Origin of the sequence: Streptomyces venezuelae (assembly GCF_008642315.1) — a bacterium.
In the GTDB taxonomy this organism is placed as follows: Bacteria; Actinomycetota; Actinomycetes; order Streptomycetales; family Streptomycetaceae; genus Streptomyces; species Streptomyces venezuelae_D.
This window is the reverse complement of sequence record NZ_CP029192.1, coordinates 6,014,475-6,026,822: the sequence shown is the minus strand read 5'-3', so window position 1 is coordinate 6,026,822 and position 12,348 is coordinate 6,014,475. Positions and strand designations below refer to the sequence as shown.

The following is a 12,348-nucleotide window of genomic DNA, read 5'->3' as shown; positions in this document are numbered from 1 at the left end:
CAGGACCCATGCGTATCCAGGTGAAGCGGACCGGAGGATTCGCGGGCATCGACCGGCACGCCGAGGTGGACACCTCGGAGCTGGCCGATGCCCCGGAATGGCACGCCCTGGCCGAACAGGCCGTGGCCGAGGGTCGGAGCGCCCCGCCGATAGGGGTGCCGGACGGCTTCAACTACCAGCTGACGGTGGACGGGCGGACGGTGTACTGCTCGGACCCGCGACTGACGGAGCCGCAGCGGAAGCTGATCTCCCGGGTGCTGAAGGAGGGCTCATAACCACGGGCACGACAGAAACTTGAGGGTTGTTCACTTTTTCCGTGCACGGCCATTGACTTCCGTGTTCGCCGGTACGGAAGATCCCGCCCATGGCAGCGAGCGCGGCACCGGCGAGACCACCGTTCCCTGAGTTCCCCGGCGACTTCCTGTGGGGCGTCGCCACATCGGCCCACCAGATCGAGGGCGCCGCCGACGAGCGCGGCGCCTCCGTCTGGGACGCGTTCACGGCCGTGCCGGGGAACGTGAAGGACGGCTCGACGGCCGCGGTGGCCTGCGACCACTACCACCGCTACCGCGAGGACGTGGCGCTCGTCCGCGACCTCGGCGTGGACGCGTACCGCTTCTCGGTCTCGTGGCCGCGCGTGCTGCCCACCGGGGCGGGCGCGGTGAACCCGGCGGGCCTCGACTTCTACGACCGTCTCGTCGACGAACTGTGCGCGGCGGGCGTACGGCCCGTGCCCACCCTCTTCCACTGGGACACCCCGCTCGTCGTGCAGCAGTCGGGCGGCTGGCTGGACCGGCGCACCGCCGAGAAGTTCGCCGAGTACGCGGCGGTCGTCGCGGCCCGCATCGGCGACCGCGTCACCAAGTGGATCACCCTCAACGAACCGGCGGAGCACACCCTGCTGGGCCACGCCCTCGGCCAGCACGCCCCCGGCGAGCGGCTCCTGTTCGACGCGCTGCCCGCCGCCCACCACCAGCTCCTCGCGCACGGCCTCGCCGTACGGGCGCTGCGCGCGGCCGGCGCCCGCGACATCGGCATCGCCAACTCGCACGGCCCGACGTGGCCCGCGTCCGCCGCCGAGGACGACACGGCCGCCGCGGACTTCTACGACCTGCTCCTCAACCGCCTCTTCGCGGACCCGCTGCTCCTCGGCGCCTACCCGGAGGGCATCGGGGAGCTGATGCCCTCGGCGGACCTCGCGGCGGACCTGAAGGTGATCTCCGAGCCGCTCGACTGGTACGGGATCAACTTCTACCAGCCGACGAAGGTGGGCGCGCCGCTGCCCGAGGGCACGGCGGCGGAGTTCGCGGGCGTCACGCTCCCGCCCGAACTCCCCTTCTCGCCGCGGCGGATCGACGGCTTCCCGGTCACGGACTTCGGCTGGCCGGTCGTCCCCGACGCGCTCCCCGAACTCCTCGCCGCGTTCCGCGAGCGGTACGGGGACCGGCTCCCGCCCCTCATCGTCACCGAGAACGGCTGCTCGTACGACGGACTCGACGACCAGGACCGCATCGCCTACCTAGACGGCCACCTGCGGGCGCTGCACCGCGCGCTGGAGTCGGGCGCGGATGTGCGCGGCTACTTCATCTGGTCGCTGATCGACAACTTCGAGTGGGCGGAGGGGTACCGGCAGCGGTTCGGGCTCGTCCACGTCGACCACGCCACGCAGGTGCGCACGCCCAAGGCGTCGTACCACTGGCTGCGCGAGGCCCTGCGGGCGCGCCGCCCATGACGCCGGCCGCGTCGGCCGCGCTGCGGGAGCCGTCCGAGCGGGTCGGCCGCGGCTGGACGGCCTCGCTGTCGCTCGCGAACGGCGCGATCTGGGTGGGCTGGTACGGGCCGCTGCAGATCCTGCTCGCCGTCCAGGCGGAGGATCTCGCGCCCGCGGGCACGTCCAAGGAGACCGTCCTCGCGTGGGTGACGGGCGTCGGCGCGGTCGTCTCCCTTGCCGCGAACCCGCTCTCCGGCGCGCTCTCGGACCGTACGACGTCCCGCTGGGGCAGGCGCACCCCGTGGATCGTGGCGGGCACGGCGGGCGGCGCGCTCTCGCTCCTGTTCCTCGCCGCGGCGGACTCGGTGTGGTGGCTCGCGGCGGGGTGGTGTCTGGTCCAGCTCACCCTGAATGCCGCGTTCGCGGCGGTGACGGCGGCCGTGCCGGACCGCGTGCCGCGGCTGCAGCGGGGTTCGGTGGGCGGGTGGCTGGGGGCGGCGCAGCTGCTCGGCGTGGTGGTGGGGACGGGGCTCGCGACGGCGGCGGGCGGAACGGTCGGCGGGTACGCGGCCTGCGCGGTCTTCACCCTGGCGGGCGTCCTGCCCTACGTCGTACGCCACCGGGACCTGCGCCTGTCCGCCGCCGACCGGCCACCGTGGTCCCCGCGGGACTTCCTGGCGGGCTTCCGGCTGAGCCCGCGCCGCCATCCGGACCTGGCGTGGGCCTGGCTGACCCGGTTCCTGCTGAACGTCAGCAACTCCCTGGTCCTGCTCTACCTCCTGTACTTCCTCCGCGACCGCCTGCACCGCCCCGATCCGGACGAGGGCGTGCTGATCCTGACGGCGGTGAACGGCGCGACGATGCTCGCCACGGTCGTGGTGGGCGGCGCCTGGTCGGACCGGACGGCCCGCCGCAAACCGTTCGTGATGTGGTCGGGCGCGCTCATGGCGGCGGCGACGGCGCTATTGGCCCTCTGGCAGACCTGGCCCGGCGCGATCGTCGCGGCGGCGGTGCTCGGCATCGGCTTCGGCGTCTTCACGTCGGTGGACTTCGCCCTGATGACGGACGTCCTCCCCACGGCGGCGGACCGCGGCAAGGACCTCGGCATCATCAACATCGCCAACTCCCTCCCCCAGGTGGCGGCCCCCGCTCTGGCGGCCCCGATCGTGACCCACCTGGGCGGCTACCGCACGCTGTACCTGACGGCGGCGGCGATCGGTCTGGCCGGGTCGGTCCTGGTAACCCGGATCAGAGGGGTGAGATAGCGGAGCGGCGCCTCAGAAGCCGAGCTTGCGCAGCTGGCGCGGGTCACGCTGCCAGTCCTTGGCGACCTTCACGTGCAGGTCGAGGAAGACGGGCGTACCGAGCAGCGCCTCGATCTGCTTGCGGGACTTGATGCCGACGTCCTTGAGGCGCTTGCCCTTCGGGCCGATGATGATGCCCTTCTGGCTGGGCCGCTCGATGTAGACGAACGCGTGGATGTCCAGCAGCGGCTTGTCGGCGGGACGGTCCTCGCGGGGCAGCATCTCCTCGACCACGACCGCGATGGAGTGCGGCAGCTCGTCCCGCACACCCTCCAGCGCCGCCTCGCGGATCAGCTCCGCGACCATGACCTGCTCGGGCTCGTCCGTGAGGTCGCCCTCGGGGTAGAGCGCGGGGCCCTCGGGCAGCAGCGGCACGATGAGGTCCGCGAGCAGCCCGACCTGCTGGTCGCCGACGGCCGACACCGGCACGATCTCGGCCCACTCGAAGCCGAGCTCCTTGCCGAGCTGGTCGATGGCGATGAGCTGCTCGGCGAGCGCCTTGCTGTCGACCAGGTCCGTCTTCGTGACGATCGCGATCTTCGGCGTCTTCTTGATGGAGGCGAGCTCCTTGGCGATGAACCGGTCGCCGGGGCCGAGCTTCTCGTTCGCGGGCAGACAGAAGCCGATCACGTCGACCTCGGCCCACGTGGTGCGCACGACGTCGTTCAGCCGCTCACCGAGCAGCGTGCGCGGCTTGTGGAGCCCCGGCGTGTCCACCAGGATCATCTGCGCGTCGGGCCGGTGCACGATGCCGCGCACCGTGTGCCGCGTGGTCTGCGGCTGGTTGGCGGTGATCGCCACCTTCTTGCCGACCAGAGCGTTCGTGAGGGTGGACTTGCCCGCGTTGGGGCGGCCGACGAAGCAGGCGAAGCCGGCGCGGTGGACGGCCTCGGACGGCTCGGCTGAAGACGGGGTACGAACGCTCATGGCGCCCATTGTCCCTGATCCCCGGAGCCCCGCCGCACCGACCGGCGCCACGGGCGGTTCGTGCCCCTCAGGCGCGCGCTTTCAGCCCCTCCGGCGTTTGAGGAGCGGGGTCCGGGGCGGAGCCCCGGTTTCGGGAAGGGGCGGGGTGGGGGAACAGACCTCAACCCGCCTCGACCCGCACCCGGACCTCCCCGTCCACCCCCGCGAGGAACACCGGCGTCCCGACCCCACCCAGGTCCCGTACCGCGGCGAGATCCTCGTCGGTGACCGCCTCCGCCCCGGAGACGACCGCCGCCGCCTCCAGCGACTCCGCCCCGGACGCCACGGCCATGGCGACCGCCGTCCTCAGCGCGGACAGCTGAAGGGAGTCGAGCGCGACCGTCCCCGCCACATACGTGCGTCCCGTCTCGTCCCGCACCGCCGCCCCCTCGGGCACACCGTTGCGGGCCCGGGCCGAACGGGCCAGGGTGACGATCTTGCGGTCCTCGGGGTCAAGCGCGGCGCTCTCAGTCATGCCCCGAGCATACGGGGCACGCCCGCCCTGCCCGCCACCGGATGGAGCGGCGACTACCCGGCCACCGGATAGATCGACCCGCGCCGCCCCTCGGGCGTGGCCAGCCACGCCAGCTTCCCCGCGGTGTCCACCTCGGCGTCCGGCATCGGCGTGTGCAGCGCGATCGTGAGGTCGGGCCTGGCCGGCACCTTCAGCTGCGTCGACTCCAGGAACAGCGTCCCGACCACCGGGTGCTCGATCTCCTTGGCGACCTGTCCGCCGGGCAGGATGTCGCGCCGCTCCCACAGCTCGACGAACTCCGGGCTCATCGCCTTCGCCTCGGCGATCACCGCGGCGAACCCGTCATCGTCGGGATGCTCCGAGCACGCGGCCCGGTACATCGCCACGACCTGCGGCGCGTTCCGCTGCCAGCTCTTCGCGCGGGTCCGGTAGATGGGGTCGGTGAAGAAGGTGAGCAGACAGTTCTCGGAGGTCTCCGAGCGCATCCCGAGCACGGAGGCGGCCGCGTCGTTGTACATGACGCAGTTCCAGTACGCGTCCATGATGTGCGCCGGCTGCGGCATCCACGTGTCGATGAGCCGGTGCAGCCCCTCGCACATCTCCTGGTCGTCCCTGGCGACCTCGGGCCGCGGCGGATTGAGCCCCGCCAGCACGTACAGATGGCGACGCTCGGCGCCGCTCAGCTTCAGGACGCGCGCCACGGAGTCCAGGACCTGCGGCGACACGGAGATGTCGCGGCCCTGCTCCAGCCACTGGTACCAGGACGCCCCGACCCCGGCGAGCACGGCGACCTCCTCGCGGCGCAGGCCCGGCGTGCGGCGGCGGGCCCCGCCGTCGGGAAGCCCGGCCTCCGCGGGGCTGACCCGCGCGCGGCGGCTCATCAGGAACTCCCGGAGCTCTCCCAGCCGACGCGCCTTCGAGGCGTCCGTGTCCGACGTGACCGGCACTGCTGCTGCCATGTGGCGCTCCCCCAAGCCCTGACTGGTGTTCCGACCACCAGCATAAGTTCCCGCTCCCCACGTCTATTCCGGCCGAAGCAAGCTCTTGACCATGGCGATCGACACCACCACTGCCCCGTCCCCCCAGGCCGCTCCTCCGGCGCCGCAGCCGCACGGCCCCAAGCTCTCCACCCGCGACAAGCTCGTCCTCTTCGTGCTCTGCGCCGCACAGTTCATGGTCGCGCTGGACTTCTCCGTACTGAACGTCGCACTGCCTGTGCTCGGCCCCGACCTCGGCATGAGCCACTCCGCGCTGCAGTGGGCGGTGACCGCCTTCGCCCTGCCGTCCGGCGGCTTCCTGCTCCTTTTCGGCAGGACCGGTGACCTCTTCGGGCGCCGCAAGCTGTTCCTCGCGGGGCTCGCGCTCTTCGGCCTCGCCTCACTGCTCGCCACGTTCGCGTGGGACCCGGCGTCGTTCCTCGCCGGGCGCGCGCTGCAGGGCGTGGGTGCGGCGGCCATCGTGCCGACCGGCATGTCCCTGCTGACGACCACGTTTCCCGAGGGTCCGGCGCGCGACCGCGCGCTCGGCATCTCCGGCACGCTGCTCTCGCTCGGCTTCACGGTCGGCATGGTGCTGGGCGGCGTACTGACCGACACCCTCGGCTGGCGTTCCACGATGGGCCTGCTGACCCTCTTCGCCCTGATCGTGCTGCCGCTGGCGCCGGGCCTGCTGCCCGAGTCGCGGACCCCGGACCGCCCGCGCCTGGACATCCCCGGCGCCGTGACGGTCACCGGCGGTCTGCTCTCCCTGATCTACGCCCTGTCCACGGCGGCCGAGCGCGGCTTCGGCGGCACGGACGTCATCGTCACGCTGATCGCGGGCGTGCTGCTGCTCGCCGTCTTCGGATACGTCGAGTCGCGCGCCGAATCCCCGCTGGTCTCGCTGCCCATGCTGCGCCGCCGCACGGTGGCGTGGGGCAACCTGGGCGGTCTGGTCACGTTCTCGATGATGTCGACGGTCGTCTTCGTGCTGACCCTCTACTTCCAGGAGGTCCTGCACCTCTCGGCCTTCGAGACCGGCCTGATCTTCGGTGTGCAGGGCGTCCTGTCCGTGGTCGCCGGTGTGTACGCGCCGAGGATCATCGGCCGCTTCGGTGCCCGCCGCACGCTGGTGGGTTCGCTCGCCGGGCAGGGTGTGCTGGTCGCGGCGCTGCTCGGCATCGGCGGGGGCGGCTGGTCGGTGTGGCTCGCCACGGCCGCGGTGTCGGTGGCGAGCATGTTCCACCTGGGGGCGATCGTGTCGTACGGCGTGACGGTCACGTCGGGCGTCCCCGACGCGGAGCAGGGCCTGGCGACGGGCCTCGTCACCTCCACCCAGCAGGTGGGCCTCACCGTCGGCATCCCGGTCCTCGGTGTCCTCGCCACGACGGTCCCGGATCTGCTCACGGGCACGCGGACGGTCCTCGCGATCGACGCGGCGGTGGTCTTGGCGACGGCGGCGCTGGTCTCGCTCGGCCTACGTCGGAAGGCCTCGCGCGCTTGAGGCCTTCCGATTCGGCGACGGCCCGGCTCTTTCAGAAGCCGGACGTCGTCGAACTCCGCGGCTTCGATGCCCCGGCCAGGGTGAGGAACGCCGACCAGGCCTCCGGCCCGAAGACGAGCACAGCGCCCCGGGGGCGGGTGGAGTCGCGCACACGGACCGACTCGCCGATCCGGGCGACCTCCAGGCAGTTGCCCGAACTGCCGTCACTCGCGCTGCTCTTGCGCCACGTCCATGAGCCGCCCACGCTCGTCCTCCACCCCGGGTGCGGAAGGCCAGCCATCGCTTCCCGCGCGCGGCTGGTGCAGGGACACGCAGCACCTCTTCCAGAGTAACGGGACGTCACGCAAATATGAACGAGCCGATTCTCGCCAAGGTCGCCTGCCCTGCACGGAGTTACGCCTTCGCCACCTCCTGTGGCACGGCATCCTGGATCAGGGCCTCCAGGTCGTCCTTGCCCTCACCCATCCGGACGGCGAGGGCACGCAGCAGGGCGGGCATGTCTTCCTTGATGGCGAGGTCCTCCAACTCCCAGAACCGCTCCAGGTAACGACCGGTCTCCTCCGGGGCGTCGGTGACGTACGAGTCGCCGCGCGGGTTCTCCAGATAGAGCGAGTCCGGCATCTCGTCCACCTCGAACTCGAAGTGGCTGAAGGGGCCTTGAATTCCTGCATGGGCCCCCACACTGAACGGAAGGATCTGGATGGTGACGCTCGGCCTCTCCGCCAGTTCGGCGAGTCGCTCCAGTTGGGCCCGCATCACCCCACGCCCGCCCACGTGCCTGCGCACGACCGCCTCGTCCAGGATGTAGAAGACCTCCCGCCCTCCCGAGGTCAGCAACTCCTGACGGGTCTGGCGGACTTCCACACTGCGTTCCAGGCGTTCCTCGGGAATGTCCTTCTCGTAGGAGAGCATGATCGCGCGCGCATACTCCTCGGTCTGCAGCGAACCCGGCATCAGCAGCGCCCCGTAGTGCCGGACGATCGACGCGGAGGACTCAAGTGCGAGGAACTGCAGGAACTCTTTGGTGTAAAGGTCGCGGTACTCACTGAACGGCATGCGCCGACTGCCTCTGGCGAGGTCAAGGAGCTCCTCGATCTTGCGGCGGTCCCGGATGCCGTAGGCGTCCAGCAGGGGGCGCAGGTCATTGACGGAGACCCCCACCTCACCGGACTCGATCCGGATCAGTTTGGAAGAGCTCCACTCCATTTTCGCGGCGACCTGCCGCTGAGTGAGACGTGCGGCGGTCCGCGCCTTTCGGAGCTCGGTGCGCAGCCGCAGCCGCTGAAGTGCCGCACTTGGCGCGCTCATGATGGCTCCACCTCCAACCGGACCGTGCGAGGTGCAACATAGCAGACTAGCAGCTTACTCATCGAGACCTTCCGGGACGACACTTCACGCCACTGTCAGGAGACCTCGGAGCGCAGGAACGCGCAACCACGGGGGCAGTCCGAGGCCGACAGTTGCCGAGTAGCTATATCGCACTTGGCGAGGCCACGATGAGCAACGTGGACTTCAGTACTACCCATGTCGCAGCGTCCGGGCTACGATATGGCAGAGGGTAGCCTGCTCAACTGGCAACAGCCGCAAGGAGGTTGAGAACAGAGCCGATTCGGTACGGACTCACTCCATCGAGTGCGTCGCCGCCGCTGAGTTCCCCCTTCCTGGCGCCACCCGTTCGTGGCTCGCCGCGGTATCCACGACTTGCGTGGAACCAGGAAGGAGTACAGCCCGATGGCCGAGAAGCCTGACGGGCGCCGCACCATCAGCACGTGGACCGAACGGGCCGCACTGTCGGCCCCGTGGGTGAGCCTCTTGGTGATGATCCAGGAGATCATCGACAGGTGGGTGCTGCCCCACGTGTGAACGCGAACCGGCCCCGACCTGAGGCCGGGGCCGGCTGCGGCGGACGCCATCGCACAGACGTTTCCACTCCGAGTTCCTTGGCCGGCAGCCCGGAGTGGGAGCGTTTTCGGATCCGCCTGTCACTCCATTCTGCCCGCCCCACCACCCCGATGGCGAGGGGCTGTTGGGACACTTCGCCGAGCGCCTGCCCGGCCCCGCACGCCCCTCAGGGGCGGTCGAGCCGCAGCCGCTGCGCCCGGGGCAGTTTCGCCACCACCAAGTCGTACGAGTCCTCGATGAGCTCCCGGATCTGCCGGTCGGGCAGGCCGCCGTCGACGGTCACCGTGTTCCAGTGGCGCTTGTTCATGTGCCAGCCCGGCACGATCTCCGGGTGCGCCGCGCGCAGCCGGTCGGCGATGTCCGGCTCGCATTTGAGATTGACCTTGAGCGGTCGCGCGTCGAGGGTCGTGAGCGCGAACATCTTCCCGGCCACCTTGAAGACCGACGTCTCCGGCGTGAAGGGGAAGTCCTCCACCGCGTCGTTGAAGGAGAGACAGAACGCGCGCAGGCCCTCGGGCGTCACCCGGACTCCCCCGCCTTCTCCGCGCCCTGCTGCTCGGCGTGGGCGCCGTCGTCCGGCACGGGCTCCACGAGCACCGTCATGATGCGGTTGCGGCGGCCCGCCGCGGACTCCGCGGTGAGCTTCAGCTCGCGCCCGTCCGGCAGCGGCACCGTCGCGGAGGCTCCCGCGATCGGGACGCGGCCCAGCTGCTTGGCGAGGAGGCCGCCGACGGTCTCCACGTCCTCGTCGTCGAACTCGTCGAACCCGAAGAGCTCCCCGAGGTCGCCGATGTCGAGGCGGGCCGTCACGCGGTAGCAGCCGTCGGCGAGCTCCTCGACGGGCGGCAGCTCACGGTCGTACTCGTCGGTGATCTCGCCGACGATCTCCTCGAGGATGTCCTCGATGGTGACGATGCCGGCGGTGCCGCCGTACTCGTCGATGACCACGGCCACGTGGTTGCGCTCCTGCTGCATCTCGCGCAGCAGGTCGCCCGCGTTCTTCGTGTCGGGGACGAAGGTGGCGGGACGCATCGCCGTCGACACCAGCTCCGACTCGCTGTCGCGGTTGATGTGCGTCTTGCGGGCGAGGTCCTTCAGGTACACCATGCCGACGATGTCGTCCTCGCTCTCGCCCGTCACCGGTATGCGGGAGAAACCGGAGCGCAGGGCGAGGGTGAGGGCCTGGCGGATCGTCTTGAACCGTTCGATGGCGACCAGGTCCGTGCGTGGGACCATGACCTCCCGCACGAGCGTGTCGCCCAGCTCGAAGACGGAGTGGACCATGCGCCGCTCCTCGTCCTCGATCAGCGACTCCTTCTCGGCGAGGTCCACCATCGCGCGCAGCTCGGCCTCGGACGCGAACGGACCGCGCCGGAAGCCCTTGCCGGGCGTGAGCGCGTTGCCGATGAGGATCAGGAGCGGCGGGATCGGGCCCATGATCCTGGCGAGCGGCAGCAGGATGTAGGCCGCGGCGGTCGCCGTGTTCAGCGGGTGCTGGCGGCCGATCGTACGGGGGGAGACGCCCACCGCGACGTAGCTGACCAGGACCATCACGCCGATGGCGACCGCGAGGGCGTGCCAGGTCTCGGCGAACTCCTGGAGGCAGGCGTACGTCACGAGGGCTGCCGCGGCCATCTCGCACGCCACCCGCACGAGCAGCGCCACGTTGAGGTAACGCGTCGGGTCGGCGGCGACCTGCGCGAGCTTCGCGCTGCCGCGTCGCCCCGAACGGACCGCCTCGTCGGCGCGGAAGCTGGAGACACGGGCGATGCCCGCTTCGGCGCACGCCGCGAGCCAGGCCACGACGACCAGGGCGACCGCGCCGGCGATCAGTTGAGGATTCATGGCGCTACGAGACCGTGGGCGCCGGGGACGGGCCGGTCAGGCCCTTCTCGGCGCGCCAGCCGTCGACGATCGCGGCCTGCAGGCCGAACATCTCGGCCTTCTCGTCGGGCTCCTCGTGGTCGTACCCGAGCAGGTGCAGGACGCCGTGGACGGTGAGGAGCTGGAGCTCCTCGTCCATGGAGTGCTCCGTCGGGGCGTCCTTGCCCTGCTTGGTGGCGACCTCGGGGCAGAGCACGATGTCTCCGAGGAGGCCCTGCGGGGGCTCGTCGTCGTCCTTCATGGGCGGCCGCAGCTCGTCCATGGGGAAGGACATGACGTCCGTGGGCCCCGGCAGGTCCATCCACTGGATGTGCAGCTGCTCCATGGCGTCGGTGTCCACGACGATCACCGAGAGCTCGGAGAGCGGGTGGATGCGCATCCGTGCCAGGGCATAGCGGGCGATGTCGAGGATCGCCTGCTCGTCGACCTCGGTTCCGGACTCGTTGTTGACGTCGATCGACATGGTGCTGCTGGTCTACTTCCCGTTGTTGCCGCCGCTGCGGCTGTCGTGCTGCTCGTACGCGTCGACGATACGGCCGACCAGCTTGTGCCGGACCACGTCGTTGGACGTGAGCCGCGAGAAGTGGATGTCCTCGACGCCGTCGAGGATCCGCTGCACCTCGCGCAGGCCGCTCTTGGTGCCGCCGGGCAGGTCGACCTGGGTGATGTCACCGGTGATGACGATCTTCGAGTCGAAGCCGAGGCGGGTCAGGAACATCTTCATCTGCTCGGCGCTGGTGTTCTGCGCCTCGTCGAGGATGATGAACGCGTCGTTCAGCGTCCGGCCGCGCATGTACGCCAGGGGGGCGACCTCGATGGTGCCCGCGGCCATGAGGCGCGGGATGGAGTCGGGGTCGAGCATGTCGTGCAGCGCGTCGTACAGCGGGCGCAGGTACGGGTCGATCTTCTCGTACAGCGTGCCCGGCAGGAAGCCGAGCCGCTCGCCCGCCTCGACCGCGGGGCGCGTCAGGATGATGCGGTTGACCTGCTTGGACTGCAGGGCCTGCACGGCCTTGGCCATGGCGAGGTAGGTCTTGCCGGTGCCCGCGGGCCCGATACCGAAGACGATGGTGTGCTTGTCGATCGCGTCGACGTACCGCTTCTGGTTGAGGGTCTTGGGGCGGATGGTGCGGCCGCGGGACGAGAGGATGTTCTGCGTGAGGACCTCGGCGGGGGTCTCCTCCGCGCCGTTGCCGTTCTCGTCCGCCCTGAGCATGGCGATCGAGCGTTCCACTGCGTCCTCCGTCATCGGCTGACCGGTGCGGAGCACCAGCATCATCTGGTCGAACAAGCGCTGGATGAGAGCGACTTCGGGGGCGCTGCCCACGGCGCTGATCTCATTGCCCCGGACGTGGATGTCGGCCGCCGGGAAGGCCTTCTCGATCACCCGCAGCAGGGCGTCGCCGGAGCCGAGGACCGTCACCATCGGGTGGTTGGCCGGGACGGTGAAGTGGGCTCGGGCCTGGCCCTGCGCGTCGGTGTGAGTCGTGGGTGTCTGAGTCATGGGCCGGCTCTGTAGGCCTGCTCATCCTCCTCGTGCGGGGCTTGGTGGCCGCTCGACAGCCTTGCTCTCCCAAGAGTACGACGCGGCACTGTCAGTGCCGAAGGCCTTTTCCTCCCTTCCG

General features: G+C 70.4%; 14 protein-coding genes. 5 read left to right on the top strand and 9 right to left on the bottom strand.

What is annotated here, in order from left to right:
- The first annotated feature begins 8 nt into the window (after nt 1-8).
- From DEJ48_RS26380 to DEJ48_RS26370, 3 genes are all read left to right on the top strand, one after another.
- A complete protein-coding gene (locus DEJ48_RS26380) occupies nt 9-275 on the top strand; it encodes a protealysin inhibitor emfourin (protein WP_150167582.1) in 267 nt (88 codons plus the stop codon).
- A gap of 89 nt (nt 276-364) precedes the next feature.
- Complete coding sequence (locus DEJ48_RS26375) at nt 365-1,732, top strand: GH1 family beta-glucosidase (protein WP_150218726.1); 1,368 nt, start codon at nt 365-367, stop codon at nt 1,730-1,732.
- Entirely contained in the window at nt 1,729-2,976 is a 1,248-nt protein-coding gene (locus tag DEJ48_RS26370; protein ID WP_150218725.1) for an MFS transporter, read from the top strand. The genes DEJ48_RS26375 and DEJ48_RS26370 overlap by 4 nt, the downstream gene beginning before the upstream one ends.
- Nucleotides 2,977-2,988: 12 nt before the next feature.
- On the opposite strand, the gene era is transcribed toward DEJ48_RS26370, so the two are convergent.
- The 3 genes from era to DEJ48_RS26355 form a co-directional block, all read right to left on the bottom strand.
- Complete coding sequence (gene era / locus DEJ48_RS26365; RefSeq protein ID WP_411757483.1) at nt 2,989-3,951, bottom strand: GTPase Era; 963 nt, start codon at nt 3,949-3,951, stop codon at nt 2,989-2,991.
- A gap of 151 nt (nt 3,952-4,102) precedes the next feature.
- On the bottom strand, nt 4,103-4,456 hold the full coding sequence (locus DEJ48_RS26360) for a cytidine deaminase (protein WP_150218723.1): 354 nt from the start codon (nt 4,454-4,456) through the stop codon (nt 4,103-4,105).
- A 53-nt stretch (nt 4,457-4,509) separates the two neighbouring features.
- Nucleotides 4,510-5,415, bottom strand: a complete 906-nt coding sequence (locus DEJ48_RS26355; RefSeq protein ID WP_150218722.1) for a helix-turn-helix transcriptional regulator — start codon at nt 5,413-5,415, stop codon at nt 4,510-4,512.
- A gap of 91 nt (nt 5,416-5,506) precedes the next feature.
- Here DEJ48_RS26355 and DEJ48_RS26350 point away from each other — a divergent pair, with 91 nt between their 5' ends.
- Nucleotides 5,507-6,937, top strand: a complete 1,431-nt coding sequence (locus DEJ48_RS26350) for an MFS transporter (protein ID WP_150218721.1) — start codon at nt 5,507-5,509, stop codon at nt 6,935-6,937.
- 31 nt (nt 6,938-6,968) lie between these two features.
- On the opposite strand, the gene DEJ48_RS26345 is transcribed toward DEJ48_RS26350, so the two are convergent.
- Both DEJ48_RS26345 and DEJ48_RS26340 read right to left on the bottom strand, forming a co-directional pair.
- Entirely contained in the window at nt 6,969-7,181 is a 213-nt protein-coding gene (locus DEJ48_RS26345; RefSeq protein ID WP_223832208.1) for a DUF397 domain-containing protein, read from the bottom strand.
- Between the two features lie 149 nt (nt 7,182-7,330).
- A complete protein-coding gene (locus tag DEJ48_RS26340; protein WP_150218719.1) occupies nt 7,331-8,245 on the bottom strand; it encodes a helix-turn-helix domain-containing protein in 915 nt (304 codons plus the stop codon).
- A 423-nt stretch (nt 8,246-8,668) separates the two neighbouring features.
- Here DEJ48_RS26340 and DEJ48_RS40800 point away from each other — a divergent pair, with 423 nt between their 5' ends.
- Nucleotides 8,669-8,800 carry a hypothetical protein gene (locus tag DEJ48_RS40800; protein WP_263399462.1) on the top strand — a complete coding sequence of 44 codons (132 nt, stop codon included), beginning with the start codon at nt 8,669-8,671 and terminating at the stop codon, nt 8,798-8,800.
- A 205-nt stretch (nt 8,801-9,005) separates the two neighbouring features.
- On the opposite strand, the gene DEJ48_RS26335 is transcribed toward DEJ48_RS40800, so the two are convergent.
- Genes DEJ48_RS26335 through DEJ48_RS26320 form a run of 4 tightly spaced genes read right to left on the bottom strand, consistent with a single transcriptional unit; the run spans nt 9,006 to nt 12,227 of the window.
- Nucleotides 9,006-9,362: an MmcQ/YjbR family DNA-binding protein gene (locus DEJ48_RS26335; protein ID WP_150218718.1), complete on the bottom strand. Its 357-nt coding sequence runs from the start codon at nt 9,360-9,362 to the stop codon at nt 9,006-9,008.
- The gene (locus tag DEJ48_RS26330) at nt 9,359-10,684 is read right to left on the bottom strand and encodes a hemolysin family protein (RefSeq protein ID WP_150218717.1); all 1,326 of its coding nucleotides are present in this window, start codon (nt 10,682-10,684) and stop codon (nt 9,359-9,361) included. Before DEJ48_RS26330 ends, DEJ48_RS26335 begins: the two co-directional genes overlap by 4 nt.
- Nucleotides 10,685-10,688: 4 nt before the next feature.
- Complete coding sequence (gene ybeY, locus DEJ48_RS26325; protein WP_150184050.1) at nt 10,689-11,186, bottom strand: rRNA maturation RNase YbeY; 498 nt, start codon at nt 11,184-11,186, stop codon at nt 10,689-10,691.
- 12 nt (nt 11,187-11,198) lie between these two features.
- Nucleotides 11,199-12,227, bottom strand: a complete 1,029-nt coding sequence (locus tag DEJ48_RS26320) for a PhoH family protein (RefSeq protein WP_150218716.1) — start codon at nt 12,225-12,227, stop codon at nt 11,199-11,201.
- Between the last annotated feature and the right edge of the window lie 121 nt (nt 12,228-12,348).